At 33.5% G+C, this 18,332-nt stretch carries 20 protein-coding genes; 16 read left to right on the top strand and 4 right to left on the bottom strand.

Annotated elements, in window-relative coordinates; genetic code table 11:
- The first annotated feature begins 92 nt into the window (after window positions 1-92).
- The 12 genes from AAFN75_RS12830 to AAFN75_RS12775 all read left to right on the top strand — a co-directional run bounded on the left by AAFN75_RS12830 (window position 93) and on the right by AAFN75_RS12775 (window position 12,325).
- Window positions 93-686, top strand: coding sequence for a Maf-like protein (locus AAFN75_RS12830; protein ID WP_411806693.1), 594 nt, complete (start codon window positions 93-95; stop codon window positions 684-686).
- Window positions 687-704: 18 nt separating this feature from the next.
- Window positions 705-1,664, top strand: a complete 960-nt coding sequence (locus AAFN75_RS12825) for a septum formation inhibitor Maf (RefSeq protein ID WP_411806692.1) — start codon at window positions 705-707, stop codon at window positions 1,662-1,664.
- Between the two features lie 97 nt (window positions 1,665-1,761).
- A complete protein-coding gene (locus AAFN75_RS12820; RefSeq protein ID WP_411806691.1) occupies window positions 1,762-2,310 on the top strand; it encodes a mechanosensitive ion channel domain-containing protein in 549 nt (182 codons plus the stop codon).
- 17 nt (window positions 2,311-2,327) lie between these two features.
- A complete protein-coding gene (gene corA / locus AAFN75_RS12815) occupies window positions 2,328-3,407 on the top strand; it encodes a magnesium/cobalt transporter CorA (protein WP_411806690.1) in 1,080 nt (359 codons plus the stop codon).
- A gap of 135 nt (window positions 3,408-3,542) precedes the next feature.
- Window positions 3,543-4,124, top strand: coding sequence for a Crp/Fnr family transcriptional regulator (locus AAFN75_RS12810; protein WP_411806689.1), 582 nt, complete (start codon window positions 3,543-3,545; stop codon window positions 4,122-4,124).
- An 82-nt stretch (window positions 4,125-4,206) separates the two neighbouring features.
- Window positions 4,207-4,827, top strand: coding sequence for a hypothetical protein (locus AAFN75_RS12805; protein ID WP_411806688.1), 621 nt, complete (start codon window positions 4,207-4,209; stop codon window positions 4,825-4,827).
- 3 nt (window positions 4,828-4,830) lie between these two features.
- A complete protein-coding gene (locus AAFN75_RS12800) occupies window positions 4,831-5,250 on the top strand; it encodes a DUF6326 family protein (RefSeq protein WP_411806687.1) in 420 nt (139 codons plus the stop codon).
- A gap of 96 nt (window positions 5,251-5,346) precedes the next feature.
- Window positions 5,347-6,444, top strand: a complete 1,098-nt coding sequence (locus AAFN75_RS12795) for a serine hydrolase domain-containing protein (RefSeq protein ID WP_411806686.1) — start codon at window positions 5,347-5,349, stop codon at window positions 6,442-6,444.
- 421 nt (window positions 6,445-6,865) lie between these two features.
- Entirely contained in the window at window positions 6,866-8,500 is a 1,635-nt protein-coding gene (locus tag AAFN75_RS12790; RefSeq protein ID WP_411806685.1) for a serine hydrolase domain-containing protein, read from the top strand.
- Window positions 8,501-8,650: 150 nt separating this feature from the next.
- Entirely contained in the window at window positions 8,651-9,016 is a 366-nt protein-coding gene (locus AAFN75_RS12785) for a hypothetical protein (protein ID WP_411806684.1), read from the top strand.
- A gap of 543 nt (window positions 9,017-9,559) precedes the next feature.
- The gene (locus AAFN75_RS12780) at window positions 9,560-11,392 is read left to right on the top strand and encodes a DEAD/DEAH box helicase (protein ID WP_411806683.1); all 1,833 of its coding nucleotides are present in this window, start codon (window positions 9,560-9,562) and stop codon (window positions 11,390-11,392) included.
- A gap of 156 nt (window positions 11,393-11,548) precedes the next feature.
- Window positions 11,549-12,325, top strand: coding sequence for a carboxypeptidase-like regulatory domain-containing protein (locus AAFN75_RS12775; protein ID WP_411806682.1), 777 nt, complete (start codon window positions 11,549-11,551; stop codon window positions 12,323-12,325).
- Between the two features lie 122 nt (window positions 12,326-12,447).
- Here AAFN75_RS12775 and AAFN75_RS12770 read toward each other — a convergent pair whose 3' ends face one another.
- Window positions 12,448-12,822 (bottom strand): VOC family protein, encoded by a 375-nt coding sequence (locus AAFN75_RS12770; RefSeq protein WP_411806681.1) that lies wholly within the window; start codon window positions 12,820-12,822, stop codon window positions 12,448-12,450.
- A gap of 38 nt (window positions 12,823-12,860) precedes the next feature.
- Window positions 12,861-13,520: a TrmH family RNA methyltransferase gene (locus tag AAFN75_RS12765; RefSeq protein ID WP_411806680.1), complete on the bottom strand. Its 660-nt coding sequence runs from the start codon at window positions 13,518-13,520 to the stop codon at window positions 12,861-12,863.
- 99 nt (window positions 13,521-13,619) lie between these two features.
- Between AAFN75_RS12765 and AAFN75_RS12760 the strand changes: the two genes are divergently transcribed.
- The 3 genes from AAFN75_RS12760 to AAFN75_RS12750 all read left to right on the top strand — a co-directional run bounded on the left by AAFN75_RS12760 (window position 13,620) and on the right by AAFN75_RS12750 (window position 15,809).
- Complete coding sequence (locus AAFN75_RS12760; RefSeq protein WP_411806679.1) at window positions 13,620-14,303, top strand: SIR2 family NAD-dependent protein deacylase; 684 nt, start codon at window positions 13,620-13,622, stop codon at window positions 14,301-14,303.
- A gap of 142 nt (window positions 14,304-14,445) precedes the next feature.
- Complete coding sequence (locus AAFN75_RS12755; RefSeq protein WP_411806678.1) at window positions 14,446-15,234, top strand: transglutaminase family protein; 789 nt, start codon at window positions 14,446-14,448, stop codon at window positions 15,232-15,234.
- Between the two features lie 128 nt (window positions 15,235-15,362).
- Window positions 15,363-15,809 carry a KTSC domain-containing protein gene (locus AAFN75_RS12750; protein ID WP_411806677.1) on the top strand — a complete coding sequence of 149 codons (447 nt, stop codon included), beginning with the start codon at window positions 15,363-15,365 and terminating at the stop codon, window positions 15,807-15,809.
- Here AAFN75_RS12750 and AAFN75_RS12745 read toward each other — a convergent pair.
- The gene (locus AAFN75_RS12745) at window positions 15,806-17,041 is read right to left on the bottom strand and encodes a glycosyltransferase (protein ID WP_411806676.1); all 1,236 of its coding nucleotides are present in this window, start codon (window positions 17,039-17,041) and stop codon (window positions 15,806-15,808) included. The genes AAFN75_RS12750 and AAFN75_RS12745 overlap by 4 nt on opposite strands.
- Window positions 17,042-17,135: 94 nt before the next feature.
- Complete coding sequence (locus tag AAFN75_RS12740; RefSeq protein WP_411806675.1) at window positions 17,136-17,609, bottom strand: heme-binding domain-containing protein; 474 nt, start codon at window positions 17,607-17,609, stop codon at window positions 17,136-17,138.
- A gap of 37 nt (window positions 17,610-17,646) precedes the next feature.
- Here AAFN75_RS12740 and AAFN75_RS12735 point away from each other — a divergent pair, with 37 nt between their 5' ends.
- Complete coding sequence (locus AAFN75_RS12735) at window positions 17,647-18,219, top strand: adenylosuccinate lyase (protein ID WP_411806674.1); 573 nt, start codon at window positions 17,647-17,649, stop codon at window positions 18,217-18,219.
- Window positions 18,220-18,332: the final 113 nt, after the last annotated feature.

The following is an 18,332-nucleotide window of genomic DNA, read 5'->3' as shown; positions in this document are numbered from 1 at the left end:
AACCTAACTTTTGTCGCACAAAGCTCTATATGACGCACTAAAAACTGAGATTTAGACTGCGAATGTAAACGTGACTATAAACCCAAAAAAATATGTTGAAAGAAAAATTAAAAAATCATAGACTAATTTTAGCCTCTGGATCTCCTAGGCGTCAAGAGTTTTTTAAAAATTTAGGTCTCGATTTTGAAATTCAGTTAAAACCTGTAAAAGAAGAATATCCGCCAAGATTAACGCATTTTGAAATAAGCAATTACTTAGCACAATTAAAGGCATTAGCTTTTAAAGACGAATTACAACCTAAAGATATTTTAATAACTAGCGACACCATTGTCTGGCACAACAATACAGCACTTGGAAAACCTCGCGATAACCAAAAAGCTTTTAACATACTAAAATCGTTAAGCAATGCTACACACGAGGTTATAACATCCGTTTGTTTTACAACCATAACCTACACAAAAACACTGTATAGTATTACTAAAGTTACCTTTAAAGAATTAAGTGATGATGAAATAAATTATTACATAAAAAACTACCAACCATTCGATAAAGCTGGTGCTTATGGCATACAAGAATGGATAGGACAAATTGGTGTTACAAAAATTGAAGGCTCGTATTTTAATGTTATGGGCCTACCTGTGCATCTTGTTTACAAAACGTTAAATGCCATTGCTGAAACGACTTAGCATTGTAAATTTACTATTATGAAAAACCTAGAAACATTTAAAACCATTTTAAAAGTTAGAGCTTTAGTTTTAGTTACATTATGCTTATTCGTTTTATCAAGCTGTAAAAACAACACAACTAAAAACAACGAGGTTGCGCAATCAAGTAACGAGGCTGTTGCTCATACGCCTAAACAAGAGGCTGCTAAATTATCTCAAGAATTTAATAATTATTGGTACGCTGGCGAAGCCGAAATTTCATCATATAAATTGGAACAAGCGCGTTATGGCGAGTTACGCCAAGGAACAGCCGTATTAGTTTTTGTTACCGAAGATTTTCTTCCGGATACGCAAGTAAAAGCAGATAATACTAACCCGAATAACATTCCTGTGTTAAAACTAAATAGCACCAAAAACTTTGTTACCGGAATTTACCCGTATTCTATAATGCAAAGTTCCTTTTATCCCGTTGCAAATAATGCCCATGCCATCAAGGTTTCTATATCTATGCAAGAATGGTGCGGACATGTATATATGCAACTTAACAACCGTTCTAGTTTTGAAATTACTTCGCACTCTTATTTTGATGGCGAAGCGGACCAAAACTTTAAAACCAATAAAGCCATTTTAGAAAACGAACTATGGACTAAACTACGTGTTAATCCTAAATCTTTACCCGTTGGCGATTTACAGATTATTCCGTCGTTTGAATATTTAAAATTATACCATACCGAGGTAAAACCTTTTGTTGCCAAAGCTACATTAACAGCAAATAGCTATACTATTACTTACCCAGAATTAAATAGAACCCTAGCCATAACCTTTAATCCAGATTTTCCTTTTGATATTTTAATTTGGGAAGAAACACAAAAAAGTGGTTATGGTCAAAACGCTAAGACCCTAACTACCAAAGCAACAAAGCTAAACACTATTAAATCGGCTTACTGGAACAAGAAAAGCATAACCGACGAAGCTTTAAGAACCACTTTAAAACTATAATAGCTTAGCTTAAAATGTTTTAATTATTTTGAATGATTAATAGGGTTTATATTTTTATTTCGAACGTATCTTTGTCCAGAATTTCAACATATAAATTATGTTTATGCAAACTTATCAAAACCAACTTATAATATCAGGCATTGTATTTCTTTCGCTATTATTGGTACGCTATATTACACATTATACCGTTACTAAAGTGGCAAAAAAGAATGGTATTAACGATGCTAGAATAAAATTGATGCGTCGTTATATTACAGTAACGCTTTTAGTTGTTGTATTGTTAATTGAAGCCTTTGTTTTTGGTGCAAAGTTTGAAGATTTAGCCGTTGTATTTTCGTCTGTATTTGCTATTATAGGCATTGCCCTATTTGCAATTTGGTCTATATTAAGTAATATCACTTCGGGTATTATCATGTTTTTTAATTTTCCGTATAAAGTAGGCGATAAAATAGAAATTCATGATAAGGATTTCCCTATTAGAGCTATTATTGAAGACATTAGAGCCTTTCAACTTCACTTAAGACTCGAAAATGGCGATTTAGTAACCTACCCAAACAACCTCATGTTACAAAAAGCAGTAACCCTTATAGAGAAAGATGCTATTGAAGATTTTTCGGTAGATAACGAAGGTTCTAGTGCTGTATAAATTTATATCTTTATAAGATGATGAAAAAAGTGGCTAAAAAAATAAGAAGTCAAGTGTCTAAGAAAAAAGTTGGGCAAATTCCAGGAAGTGTTATTTATACAGGCGAAAAATCAGATCAAAAATTATTTATTGAGGCTTTCGATTATAATAAAACCAAATGCGAAGTAAAAGAGCTTCAAAATATTGAAGAATGTTTTTCTTACGAAGAAGGCACTATCACTTGGATAAACATTAATGGTTTAAACCATGTAAATGCCATAGAGCAAATTGGAGAGCACTACGAACTACACCCTTTGGTGCTTGAAGATATTGTAAACATCTCACAACGCCCAAAAATAGACGACTACGACGATTATATTTTTCTAGTATTAAAAATGCTGTATTACGATAAGGACGAAAAAATTGTATCAGAGCAAGTTAGTTTTATACTAGGTAAAGACTACGTATTAACCTTTCAAGAATCGGAAGGTGATGTTTTCGACGAAGTTCGCGAACGCATAACACAGGCCAAAGGACGGGTGCGCAGTATGCCTGCCGACTATTTGTTGTATGTACTTATGGATGCTGTAGTCGATCATTATTTTAGTGTTATAGAAGTTCTAGGGAATAAAATAGAAGATTTTGAAACTCAAATATTTTCGGGAAATGTAAAGGATGATGTGAGTCAAGATATTCAAAACCTTAAACGTGAAATACTAAGAGTACGTCGTGCCATTTTTCCGCTTCGCGAAATTATAAATCGCATTGAAAAAACCGACAGCTCACTTATTAATCATAAAACAATCACCTATTTTAGAGATGTTTACGACCACCTAATTCAAGTTTCAGAAAACATCGATATATACCGCGAAATGATTTGGAGTTTAATGGATATGTACATGACAACCATTAGCAACAAGATGAACGAAGTTATGAAGGTGCTTACCATTATGGCATCTATATTTATCCCGTTAACCTTTATTGCTGGTATTTATGGGATGAATTTTGAATATATACCAGAACTAAAATACAAGTACTCTTATTTTATTCTTTGGGGTGTTATGATTGTTCTGTTTATAGGCATGCTTATTTATTTTAAACGTAAAAAGTGGCTATAATTACAATCTAGAACTAGGTACATATTTAGTGAGTTTAGCTCAAAAAGATTTTCAAAAAACTAAATTAATGTACAATACAGTATAAGATTACCTTTATATTTTACACATAAAACACCAAATATTGTATATTTAAATATGCAAAACTTATTATTTGATTACATATCAAAATATATTCATTTAGATGATAATGAAAAGGAAGCCATTTCTTCATTAAACATTTTTCATACTGTAAAAAAAGGACACGCATTACTAAAGCAAGGCGAATTATCTAACCAAGGTTACTTTGTACTAAAAGGCTGTGTTCGTACTTTCTACATTATTGAAGGCGAAGAAAAAACCACAGCATTTTATACCGAAAACGAAGGCATAACACCACAATCTGTAATAGATAAAAAACCATCTGAATATTATTTAAGTTGTGTTGAAGATTCAATCCTACTAATTTCAAATCCTGAAATGGAAGCTGAAATATTTGAGAAGTTCCCTAAGTTTGAGTCGTTATGCAGAATTCTTTCCGAAAAGATTGTTTCTAAACAGCAAATTGATTTTGATAATTTTAAAATATCAACTCCTGAAGCACGGTACCTTAACTTAATTAAAAAAAGACCTGACTTAATACAACGTGTCCCTCAACATCAAATAGCAAGTTTTTTGGGTATTAAACCACAATCTTTAAGCCGAATAAAGGCAAGAATTTTAGAAAAAGAAAAGAGATAACTATTTTCTTCACTTAAGTGAACGTTTTAAGATTTATCACCTGTTTATTTTTGCATTGTAAATAACTATTAAAACTTCTACAATGCTTAATAAAACCTCAATTTTAATTATTATACTGTTTGCAATCTCCATAAAAGTGAGTGCGCAATATACTCAAGAAGAAATTCTTAACAAACCTTGTTTTGTAGGAAGTACGGGGTTTATGCTTATGAACATCATCCCTGACGATGAGTCCCCTAATTTTATTCAACTTAATTTAGGCTATAGAATCAGCCCTAAAGATGCCATTTCATTAGAGCAAAAAAAATGGAGATATTTTGAACCTCTTGGAATACCTTACGGAAATTTAAAAACTGACCCTAACGAGAATTTCCCTGGCTTTATACAAGAAAAAGGGTTTGCTATAGTTTATCAAAGATTCTTATGGAAAGGATTGTATAGCAGTATTCATGTTATGAATGCGTGGCAAGATTTTATAAATGAAAACGGACAAAAAATTGATGACGGTTTCCAGATATTTAATACCTATAGAATTGGTTATCATATAAAATTATTTAAAAAAGCGTTTTTTATAGAGCCATCATTAGCTATTACACATCGTCCTTATCACACCAAAATGCCGGATGAATTTAGAAATATGGATGAAAAATGGTCTAAGTTCTTTTTTGGAGAACCTGGTTTACATTTTGGTTTTAATTTTTAAAAAATGAAGACAACTGAAAACCTTTTATCTAAACTATGGATATTCTTAACCGTAAATTACATTTTCTGCGACGTATTTTCATTGTATCATTCTAAATTTTTAAACGACCTTTTAGTTGGTAATGTAGACGGAATAGAATTTACAGAACCATTTCTACTAAGCTTTGCTATTATTATGGAAATACCCATGCTTATGATTATGCTTTCTATGATTTTAAAGAATAAATTGAATCGAATTATTAATATGATTGTTGGTGTTTTAATGATAGTTATACAAATAGGAAGTTTTGCAACAGGCACAAATAGTTTACACTATATATTTTTCAGTAGTATTGAAATAGGCACATTATTATTAATTCTTTATATAGCTTGGAAATGGGCTGCGCAAAGAACATTTAACAATAACTCAATTGAAGGCATTTAAACTATAAGCTCAAAAAATATAGTACTAATACCAATTATCACTCAAAACAAATCATATATAACAATTGGTATAAGTTCAAATTAATTAAAAAACAAAATGAAAAAATTAAAATACATTCCAATTATTATTACTGTATTTAGCATCTGTCTTAGTTGCAGAACACATAATCCTCGGTATGAAGGCACTCCTTTTGAAAACAATAATTCTTTGGTAGGAACAGGATTTTTACAACAAAAATTAGATTCGTTAACCAACTTTTTAAAAAACAATCTTGAAACTACTGGAATGCTAGTTTTAAAAGATGGAAAAATTCTTTTTGAATATGGAGATACTAAGGAGATTAGCTATATAGCTTCTTGCAGGAAAAGTGTTTTAAGTATTTTATATGGTAAGTATGTTGAAAATGGAGTTATTAACCTAAACCAAACTATAGGAGAAATTGGCATTGATGAATACAATGGCCTTTTGGACATTGAAAAAAGTGCCACCATTAACCATATAATTAGCGCGCGTTCTGGAGTTTTTTATGAGCCTGCCAATGGCGGATATGATGAAAAAAACATATTAGAAAGAGGGTCGGTAATACCAGGAGAATATTTTGTTTATAATAATTGGGATTTTAATGTAGCTGGCTCCATATTAGAAATAAAATCGGGAAATAGTGTGTATCAAGAAATTGAAGAACAGCTAGCCATTCCGTTAGGCTTTCAAGATTGGAATATTAAAAACCAAAAAAGGAAATACAACAAAAGAAAATCCAAATATCCTGCTCATCATATATACCTTTCAACAAGAGATATGGCAAAAATAGGGCAACTGATGCTTAATAAAGGACAATGGAATGGAAAGCAATTGATTTCAAAAAATTGGATTGACAAAATTACAACTACAGTAACACCAACCGAAATTGTAAATGAACGCTATGGACTAAATGAATCTAGCCCTTTCCAGTTTTCCTATGGTTATATGTGGTGGCTAGTTGATAACTTTAAAAATCATCCAGATTTTGAAAGCGCATATACCGCACACGGTTGGGGCGGACAATTTATTACCGTTATTCCTAAACTAAATATTGTAGTTGCACATAAATACAAAGTGCCTACTTTAGTCAATTGGGGTCTAAAACAAGGAGGCGTTGCAAATGAAACCTTTTGGGAATTATTATATCATTTTATTAAAACTGAAAATAATTAAATTAGTTTGAGCATCTTAGCATCACATCCTGCTTATGTATTTATGTATTATTCGCATCCTACGCTTTTGGAACGTATTGGTAATTTGCAGAAGTTAAATTGAATCTCTTTGCCTTTTCAGTGTTTGGAGAAACCTCATAATTTATGTCCCGAAAAGGCACTAAGACAAAGAGTTTGTCTTATGTTATTCTCACTTAAATAACAAATACTACTTAAAAAGTGTATTAAAAAAACATCTTATTTGTGTAAGAAAAATTAATTATATTTATAGGATATCGGTAACAAATAAGTTACTATATCCTAACTTATTTGCGGGATATGATTAATAAAAGTTACCATATTACGAGTTAGCCATAATAAAACCTCCCTCAACTGTAACAACAAAAATTTAATTTAGCCTTTAGAGCAAGAAAACTATGTCTATGAATAAAAAACACTTTGGAATACTAATAATATTCTCTCTCCTAATTCCAATATTTGGAACATCGCAAAATATAGTATCAAAAATAGACACCCTCTACCAAGTAGATAACGACCAACCTGGGTTTTCAATTGCGGTATTCAAAGATGATAAAATCGTACTTGAAAAACAATTTGGAAGTGCAAACCTTGACTATAATATCTCCATAACATCCGAAACAGTATTTGATATTGGTTCAATAGCAAAACAATTTACGGCAGCGGCGATTTTGTTGTTAGAAAATGAAGGTAAATTATCCATCAAAGAACCTGCATATAAATACATCGATAATCTTCCTCGCTATAAAAAAGGCGACCCAACCATTGAACAACTCTTAAATCAAACCAGTGGAATAAAAGAGGTTGACCCTTATTTTTACTTAACAAATTTATCCTTTAATGATTTACTTACGCAATCTCGAGTTATTAACATCATAGTAAACATAGATGAACTTAATTTTAAACCGGGAGAGTATTTTGAATATACTAATGCAAACTATATTTTACTTGCCAATATTATTGAAAAAGCATCGGGAGAAGCTTTCGCAAAATATCTACAAAGTCACATTTTCTCACCACTCAAAATGGAAAGTACTATTAAAAAAACCAGTACATACTCCATTATAAAAAATAGAGCCATTGGATATATTAAAGAAGATGGAAAATACTATAAAAGCCATTTACATTCAACCATCTACAACGGAGATGGTCAGATTATGACAACGCCAAGAGATATGTTTAAATGGCATCAAGGACTGAAAAATGCTACTATTGGAACTCCTAAAATATGGCAAACAATGCATACAAAAGCCAAACTAAATGACGGAACAACAATAAACTACGGTTTAGGTGTAGAATTTGAAACACACAATGGTTATAAAGCTATGGGGTTTGACGGTATGATAATGGGAGGATTTGTTTCTAAATACCTTTATTTCCCTGATTTGGATATAGCATTTTTTACTACTCAAAATACTTTCGATGATGATTTTGAAGAAAAATTCTTTCAACTCGTAGATTTATACGTTCAAAAAAAAGAATCCCTAAGAAAAAAAGAAGGCAAACAAAAAAGAGTCAAATTAACCAATTCTGAACTTAAAAAATATGAAGGAGATTATCTCTTTTTGGGTAATGAATACGAAGATATAAGGTTCAACACATTACGAGTAAAAGGGAAAAAGTTGGTTTTAATGGTAACAGATGGTGATAAAATCGGCGAATTAGAACCCATTGGAAATCATAAATTCTTAATGAGCAATATCGTCTTTGAATTTGATGACAACAAGCAATTTAAAGTTTATGCAAACGAGAATGAAAAGCCTTGGCTATTCAAAAAATATGAACCTTATCAATATTCAAAAACAGATTTAAAAAAGTTTGAAGGTATTTATTTGAACAAAGGTTTGCAAGTAGTAAAAGAAGTAAAAGTAGAAAACGGCAAACTATTACTACGCTATGGAAAAGGTTCTTCCAAGAGTGAAATCCAGTCATTATCCAAAGACCTTTTTAGTATACCGAACTACACCCTACAATTCATAAGAAATGACAAAGAACAGGTAATTAAACTAAAAATTATGGGATTAATATTTGAAAAATAATAATTACTATGGCTCACACCGTATAAATTTAATTACGGTTTAATCGCTAAAACGAAAATAAGTAAATATAAAAAAGGCCTGTATTTAACGGAAAAGTTAGTGAATGCAAATCCGCTACTATTCTTATAATAAACGGTTGGCAATAATTAGATGAACTACTCACTATACATAATCCTTACTTTTGTTTTCCTTGGTTGTGTCTCAAACGAGTATAACAATAAACTGATTGGAGATTGGAAATACATTGACAAAAGCGACTATCATTATGGTCTGACTTTTACCAAAGATTCACTTATTATTAAATCAATTTTTACAACAAAGCAAAATTGGACATCGGGCGAATCAAATATATATCTTAAAAATATTACGGATTTAAACATGAATATATTGGACGAAAAAGATTTTAGAAATCATTTCTTTTATACATTAAGCGGAAATGGAAATAAAGACACACTTGTACGGAGAGCAAAAACGGACACCACTAATACTCATTATAAGTTTATTAGAATTAAATAAAAACTATTGCCAACATGCATATATAACTAATAAAAAGTTATAAATCCTGACAGATATTCAGCAATTAACATAAAATAATAACCTACTTTAAATCTACCTTATCTAGTAAGTAAAGCGAATTATTATATCAATTAGAAATATAAATGGTAACATGAACTGCGTTAACGATTGCAACGGCATCCTTTTTAAAACTTAATAAGAATACAACTTACTTAAACCTAAAACTAAGCAGATAGTAAAGTAGCCCAAACCAAGCTATAAGGTTTTAAAAAGATACAGTGGAAAGCGTGTTAAAACGCCCAAATAGAACAGCTATCACTTATGTTTTAAAGAGTTCGCTTTTAGTAAGACTACGTGTTTAAAATAAAAAAATCCCTTCTAGAGTGTTATGCCAATAAATTATCTATCTTTGCATCTTGAAAATTCCGATGTATCGGAACTATAAATTCCTCAGAGTGAGGATGTGTTACTGGAAGTTTAAGTTAAGTATGTCGATTCGCTTCTTTATGTAACACCACATAACAAATCGCATACATAACAAAAATGAGCACATTCCAAGATTTAGGTCTTAATGACGACCTATTACAAGCAATTACCGATTTAGGATTCGAAAAACCTAGTGAAGTACAAGCAAAAGCAATTCCAATTTTATTAGAATCTGAAACCGATTTAGTGGCACTAGCCCAAACCGGAACAGGAAAAACGGCTGCCTTTGGTTTCCCAATGTTAGAAAAAATTGATGTTTCTAGCCGCACCACGCAGGGTTTAATTTTATCGCCAACTAGAGAGCTTTGTTTACAAATTACCAACGAAATGAAATTGTATGGTAAATATTGTAAAGGCCTTAATGTAGTTGCCGTTTACGGTGGGTCTAGTATTACAGACCAAGCTAGAGAAATTAAACGTGGCGCACAAATTATTGTGGCTACGCCTGGTAGAATGAAAGATATGATAAACCGTCGTTTGGTTGATATTTCTAAAATCCAATATTCGGTTTTAGATGAGGCAGACGAGATGTTAAACATGGGGTTTAAAGAAGATATTACAGATATTTTATCGCATACTCCAGAAGATAAAAACACATGGTTATTTTCTGCAACTATGCCTCGCGAGGTGGCAACAATTGCAAAAAAATTCATGAATAACCCACAGGAAATTACTGTTGGTAATAAAAATGAAAGTACAAGTAACGTATCGCACGAATACTATTTAGTAAACGCAAGAGACCGTTACCAAGCTTTAAAACGCTTAAGTGATGCCAATCCAGATATATTTTCGGTAATTTTTTGTAGAACAAAACGTGATACTCAAAAAGTAGCCGAAAACTTAATTGAAGATGGTTATAGCGCTGGCGCCTTACATGGCGATTTAAGCCAGAACCAAAGAGATTTGGTAATGAAATCGTTTAGAAACCAACAAATACAAATGCTTGTAGCAACCGATGTTGCTGCGCGTGGTATTGATGTTGATGATATTACACACGTAATAAACTACCAATTACCGGACGAAATTGAAACGTACACACACCGTTCTGGTAGAACAGGTCGTGCCGGAAAAACTGGAGTTTCAATGGTTATTGTTTCTAAAAGTGAGGTTCGTAAAATTAAAAGTATTGAGCGTATTATAAACCAAAAGTTCGATAAAAAGGAAATTCCTGATGGGGCCGATATTTGCGAAGTACAATTAATGTCGCTTGCAAATAAAATTCACAACACAGAAATTAACCACGAAATAGATAAGCACTTAACAAGTATTAACGAATTATTTGCTGATACGGATAAAGATGAATTAATTAAAAAATTCTTCTCTGTAGAGTTTACACGTTTCTATAATTACTACAACAAATCTAAAAACTTAAATATTGCCGAAGGCTCTTTTGATAGTGGACGTGATGGCGGACGCGATTTTAGAGGTGGTAAAAACGACTCTACACGTTACTTTATTAATGTAGGCTCTAAAGATGGTTTCGATTGGATGTCTTTAAAAGATTTCTTAAAAGAGCAGTTAGGACTAGGTAGAGATGATGTTTTTAAAGTGGAAACTAAAGAATCTTTTTCTTTCTTTAATACAGAAAATGAAGCCAAAGAGAAAGTATTAGCACATTTTACCGACTTTAAACACGAAGGACGTTTTGTAAATGTTGAAGTTTCTGAAAACCGCGGTGGCGGAAGAGGCGGCGACAGACGCGGTGGCGGAAGACGCGACGGTGGAAAACGAAGAGACGACAGACGTGGTGGCGGAAGACGTGACGACAGAAAAGGCGCTTCTTCTGGAAGCCGAAGTGATAGACGCAGAAGCGAAGGTGGCGATTCAAAACCACGTCGTTCAGACTCTAGCGAATTCGGAAGTTCAAGACCAAGACGTTCTAGACGATAATAAAAAAACGCTTGATACTAAGTGTTAAGCTTACCATAAATATGTTAATCCTAGAAAATTAGGAATTAAACTTTTTTGTTAATTTTAAGTCAAAATAAAACAAAACGGCAATTTATTGCCGTTTTGTTTATTACTTTTGGTAAGCAATTTAGGCCTATGAAAAATTATATCTTACTTTTTACCTTTCTTATAACTTCTGCTATTAGTATAGCACAAGAGCTAGGGAAAGTGTCAGGTGTAATTATTAATTCGGCCGACGATTCTGTTCTAGAAAGCGTTAATATTGTTAACCTAAACCAAGTTATTGGTACCACTACAAATAAAGAAGGTGAATTTGCAATTACTGCAAAAGCTAACGACACCTTACACCTATCCTATTTAGGTTTTAAATCTATAAAAGTTCGTGTAACTAACGATTGGATAAAGTTTGGAAGCTCTAAAATAGCACTTACCGAGTTGGCTTTAGCACTAGAAGAAGTGGTTGTAAACCAACTAAGTCTTACCGGTTATTTAGAAGTCGATATTAACCAAGTACCAGACATTAACACCAATTACCGCTACAGTATTTCTGGGCTACAAGGCTCTGGTTACGAGGCCAGCAAAAAGTCTGGGCTAACCAAAGTTATTGGGTCTATATTTAACCCTGCCGATTTTTTACACCGTATGTTTGGTAAAAAAGAAACCGAACTACGTAAGCTTAAAAAAATGAAGCAAGACGACGAAATCAGGAACCTTTTGGCCTCTCGTTTCGATCGCGAAATGCTAACCGTTTTACTACAAGTAGAACGTGTCGATCTAGACGAAATTGTTAGCCAGTGTAACTACTCTAAAGGCTTTATACAAACTGCTAACGATCTTCAAATACTAGATGCCATTAGCGAATGTTACGAAGAGTATAAGCTGCTAAGTCGTGGCCGTAGCAGAAAAATTTAAACTATTTATTTGGGCGTTACCACAAGGGTCGGGCTTTTCAATACAAGTCCTCGCACCTCCTGCGTCGGGCTGCGGGCTTTCCTTTTCAATCCCTAACGTGGGTAAACCTGCATAAGGCAGTGCTAAACCATCGAATGTAAAGCTACTCTATTACCCTCCGAGTCTTCAAAAATGGCCATATTACCATGTTCTGGAGAAATCTCGGTTTTAGCTTGCAATATTTTACCGCCAGCACCTTCTACTCTATCCAATTCTGTTTGCACATCATCACTCATAAAATAAACCAATGTACCTTCATGACTTGGCGTATAAGAGTCTTGCTTAACTAAAGTACCTGCAGCACCTTCGGTTCCTTCGGTAAAAGGAAACCATCCCATTACCATTTCGCCATAATCCTGAATATCTATTTTTACTTGAAATACAATTTCGTAAAACGCCTTAGCTCGATCCATATCTGTCACAGGAATTTCAAACCAGCCTACCATATTTTTTTTCATAATTTCCGCTTTTATAAAGTTGATTCCTATAAAGATAACTATTTTTTCAATTCGTAAAACCGCTCCACGATCTCGTCATGGCTTTTAATTGTTTTTTTACACCAATCTAAACGTTTTTCAAGTATTTCATGTGCGGTAAGTTGCCAATTAATAGTTGTCTTTTTAAGCTTACTTGTTACATGTTGTAAAATAATAGCAGCCGAAACAGAAATATTTAAACTCTCCGTAAAGCCAACCATAGGTATTTTTAAATAACAATCGGCTTCATCCAACACTTCTTTCGATAAGCCTTCGGTTTCCCGTCCAAAGAAAAAACAAGACTTTTTAGTAACATCAAAATCATAGAGTTCGCAATCGTCCGTATGTGGTGTAGTAGCCACAATTTGGTAGCCATTTTGTTTTAAGTCCTTAATACAATGCTTAACGCTACCGTATCGATTTAAATCTACCCATTTTTGAGCACCCATAGCAATTTCTCGGTCTATGCTTTTACTGTTTACTTCTTCAACAATATTTACCTCTTGTATGCCAAATACATCGCAGGTTCGCATTACTGCACTCGTGTTATGCAGTTGGTAAACATCTTCCGTAGCTACAGTAAAATGTTTAGTCCGTTCTTGTAAAACATCGTGAAAACGACTTTTACGGTGTTCGGTTAAATAGGTTTCTAAGTGTTCAAGGAGTTTTAGGTCAGTCATAACGCAAAACTAATAAACTTTCTAGCATTACTAAAAATGAATACTTAGTATCTTTGATTCTATTCCATTAAATACAAGAATTACAAAAAAGCACAATTAATGAAACATATAGTAGTACTTACAGGCGCGGGTATGAGTGCCGAAAGTGGCATAAAAACCTTTAGAGATGCCAATGGTTTATGGGAAGGACACGATGTTATGGAAGTAGCAACTCCCGAAGGTTTTGCAGCCAACCCAGAATTGGTTTTAAATTTTTATAACCAACGTCGTCGCCAATTGTTTGAAGTAACACCCAACCAAGCACATATAGATTTGGCTAATCTAGAGCAGGGTTATAAAGTAACTATTATTACTCAAAATGTAGACGATTTGCATGAACGTGCTGGAAGTACAAATGTGATTCATTTACATGGCGAATTACTAAAAGTACGAAGCACTAAAAACCATAAAACAATTCAAGAATGGAAAACAGATTTGGTTTTAGGAGATGTTTGCGAAAACGGACACCAACTGCGACCACACATCGTTTGGTTTGGTGAAGATGTCCCAATGATAGAAAAAGCCGTTAGGATATGCGAAACAGCCGATATTTTAGTTATTATTGGTACATCTATGCAAGTGTATCCTGCAGCAAGTTTAATGCATTATGTTCCAGAAAACACACCAACGTATTTTATAGATCCAAAACCGAGTATAGCGAGCCATAGCAATTTAACTGTCATTAAAAACACAGCTACGGTTGGTGTACGCAAAATGATAGAACTACTAAATACCGCACAATAATCATTTTAAACAGGCATTTTTACTAGTATAATAGTTTTTCGTCCTTTTAATATATAATAACCACCGGCTTTAAAACTTAAATCCACTACATTTGGAATACTTCCAATTATGGCATAAAATCAGTTTTTAAAACATTTTAATTATGTGGTTACGAGTAAGTTGTAATTTGGTTTTCGAAATAGAAATTCCAACCCCATTTATCTTAATGTTACGTCCGCGTAGTGGCGCACAACAATGGATTGAGCACGATGAATTTAAAATAACGCCAAATACACCCATTACGGAATTTACAGACGATTACGGAAACCTGTGCCAACGCATACTAGCACCAGCTGGACAACTTTCAATTTACACCACTGCCGATGTAGAAACCTCGGAAGTTTCAGATCTAGATTTTGGAGCTCCTTTTGTTGAAATACAAAATTTACCTAACGATTTACTTTGCTATTTATTACCTAGTAGATATTGCGAATCCGACCGTTTTAACGATTTAGCAACAAGTATTACTGCAAACTACTTACCGGGTTTTAATCAAGTTTCCGCTATTGAAGATTGGTTGCGTAATACTATAAGTTTTATTCCTGGCAGTACTGCCTACCCTATTTCGGCAACCGAGGTTTACAACAAACAATGCGGTGTTTGCAGAGATCTGGCACATTTAGGAATCGCGTTATGCAGAAGTTTAAGTATTCCGGCGCGTATGGTAGTTGGGTATTTACACGAATTAAAACCCATGGATATGCACGCTTGGTTCGAAGCCTATGTTGGTGGTCGTTGGTATACTTTTGATGCTACACAAAATGGCCCTAAAGGTGGTTATGTAGCTATTGGTTATGGTTTGGATGCTGCCGATGTTGCCGTATTTAATCAATTTGGACCAGCAGTTTACCCAATTCACCAAGAATTTAAAGTGGAACGTATTAAATGCTAAACTGTAACATATTGGTTACTCACGGGTTATAGCTGTTAAAATATTTATATTGTGTAAAATAAATTAGGCTAACTGTAAACTATAAAGACTATCTTCGCGCACTATTTAAAAAAATACCGAAGTAACAGATGAAGCGCATTAACGAATACAAGAAATTGTTTGAAGTAGAACAAGACATGAGTTTAAAATTTCTTAAATCTAAATACAGAAATTTAGTTAAGGAATGGCACCCAGACAAATTTCAAGCAGGTGATCCTAAAGCTGTTGAGGCCGAATTAAAAAGCCGACAAATTATTGATGGTTATCACTTTTTAGTTAGTATCGCTCCAGAAACTAAAGCTGCAAATTTAGAAGACTTTAATACGACTATTTCTACTGCTATAATGGACTGGCAACATAAAGGGTTACTTTTAGAAGTTACTTTTTTAGATGGCAATACTTACGAGTTTTTTGGTGTAAACAAAGCGTTGTACATTAAATTTTCGCAATCGGATAAGCAAACACGTTTTGGTAAGCGAAACATTTTTAACTCCTTTACTTACAGAAAAATTAAAAAGAGTGAGGTAACTGCTTAGGCTTTATTCTTCTCTTCAATCCATCGACTCATAAATTTGGTGCTTTGCATGCTATGATGATGCAGCATTTGTCCCGTAAAATTATGTTGACGATGTATATCTAAATTATTAATAATCGATTCAATTCGCGATACTAACATATTTTTATGTTTTTGCTCATTGAATCGATTGTTTATTACAGCAAATCCATTGGTTTGCTTCTCGGTCCAAAACCATTCGTTGTCATACAATTGAATAGCCTTATTTGCAAAGCAATTAGCATCGTCTTCAATAAAGCCGTTAGGTTCATAATCGCCAAACATCCCTTCTGCACCAACGGTAGTGGTTACTATAGGCGTACCGTTTTGCATAGCATCTACTAGTTTTCCTTTTAAACCCGCTCCAAACCTAATTGGCGCTAAACATACTTTGGCGTTTTGCATAACCGTGTTAACATCTGGAGCAAAACCTTTTACAATAAAGCCTTGCTTTTTATTATTTAGCTGGGTCACTTTTTGAGATACATAAGCACCATAAATATGTAATTCGGCTTGCGGTAATTCTTTTCGTATTAGCGGCCAAATAGTCTCTTTTAAATATAATACGGCATTGTAATTAGGCTCATGCAAAAAATTACCAATGCTTATAAAGTTTGCTCTAGCTTCAAACTTAGGAAAGGTATTTATATCATGATTAGAAACTTGTTCTAGCATAAATGGTAAATACAGCAATAATGCCTCGTCCATTTTAAAATCATTTTTTAAAATGTCCATTTCGGCTTGCGAAATAATTAAGGTTATGTCGCAACGATATATACTTGCTATTTCGCGCTTTGCAGTATCGCTAAATAAGTAGGTTTTATTAAACGGTTTATTATCCTTATAAGCTTGGTGTCTGCCTTTACGTAGGCAGTGTAAATCTTCGGTATCTAAAATTTTTAAGGCATTCGGGCAGTATTCGGTAACGCGCCATCCAAATTGCTCTTCCATCATAAACCTATCGAAAAGCACAACATTTGGGTTTAAGTCTTTTATAAAATCATCGAAAGAAGTGTTATTTAAAGCAATGGAAACTTGTGTAACTCCAATACTATTTAAGTTAAAAGCATTGTCACTTTTGGCACAAGGGCTTGCAAAGGTTATGGTATAGTTTTCCGACTGAAAAACATCAATAAGTTGCATCATTCTGCTTCCTGCCGCAGAACTTTTAGGTTCGGGCCATACGTAGCCTATAATAAGTAAATTTTTCTTCATGAAAATTTCCAAATCTCAAAATATAAAAAACCAAATTCCAACGCAGAACCATATCTCCTTGGAATTTGGTTTTTACCTTTTTAGAATTTTATATTTATTCTGGCTTAGGTTCTAAACCATACTTTACGCGAACTAATTTTGCCCAATCAATAACCGATTTTATTTGAGCTTCGCTAAGTTTAGCTTCGCTATGCGTCCAAGTATAAGAGTTTAAAGGCATCTCGCCTTCTTCAACCATTTCTATAAGTTCTTCGAACTTATGATCTTTTCGTTTTATTGAATTCCCTTCCCAATTAGACATGTTAAAATGTTTTTTGCCATCTTCAACATGGTGGTTTAGCCAATAATTTACAGGTGTTATATTATTGTACCAAGGATATTTGGTAACATTGCTATGGCAATCAATACAGGCATCTTTTAAAATAATTGCTACATCTTCTGGCGGATTAGTTTCTGCCATAAAAGCATCCATAGAGGCTAAATCACCTTGGTTTTTTTCCGGCCCAAAAAACTGAGCTATTACAAATACAATTAAAAGTAGAATAAGTATTTTTTTTGTTATTTTCATTTTGCCTAATTTTAGAATTTAAAAATAAGAAAACCTTTTGACTACAGAGCAACTTTACAAGGAATTAAATTACGTAAACCACTCGCGGGAAAAGCGCTTATTTTACGCAAACTTAATGCAAGATAATCCGGAATTGGTTCCTAGGCTATTGGATATCCTTTTTAGAGTTGATGATAAAATTTCGCCACGTGCTGCTTGGGTTTTCGAGTTTATGTGCAACCATAATATTGAAACCATTGTACCGTATTTAGATGTTTTTACGGAGAAGATGCACAAGGTAAAAATAGAATCGGCAGTGCGACCTGTAGCTAAAATTTGCGAATTTTTGGCTGCGGCTTATAACGCAAAAACGGATAATCTTATTAAAACAAATTTAACCCAAACCCATATAGAACGTATTATAGAAACCTGTTTTGACTATATGATTAACGATGTAAAAGTGGCTCCCAAAGCTTATAGCATGACTACACTTTTTATGTTTGGAAATAGTATGGATTGGGTACACCCCGAACTTGCACGTATTTTGCAGGACGATTTCTCGAAACAAAGTGCGGCCTATAAAGCTAGAGCACGCCATATATTGAAAAAAATTAAGCGCAAACAAATGTAACCGGAGCGCCTATTAGCTTGAGTTATAGTATAGCTTTAGCAGATATACCCGCGTGAGGGATTGAAGCGGTATCCTTTTTTTGCTGCCATAAATGGCAAAAAAAGATTTAGCGG

It is taken from the genome of Algibacter sp. AS12, from assembly GCF_046736315.1.
GTDB classification, from domain to species: domain Bacteria; phylum Bacteroidota; class Bacteroidia; order Flavobacteriales; family Flavobacteriaceae; genus Algibacter_B; species Algibacter_B amylolyticus.
The sequence above is the reverse complement of the archived record's forward strand: the minus strand, read 5'-3'. Positions and strand labels throughout refer to the sequence as shown.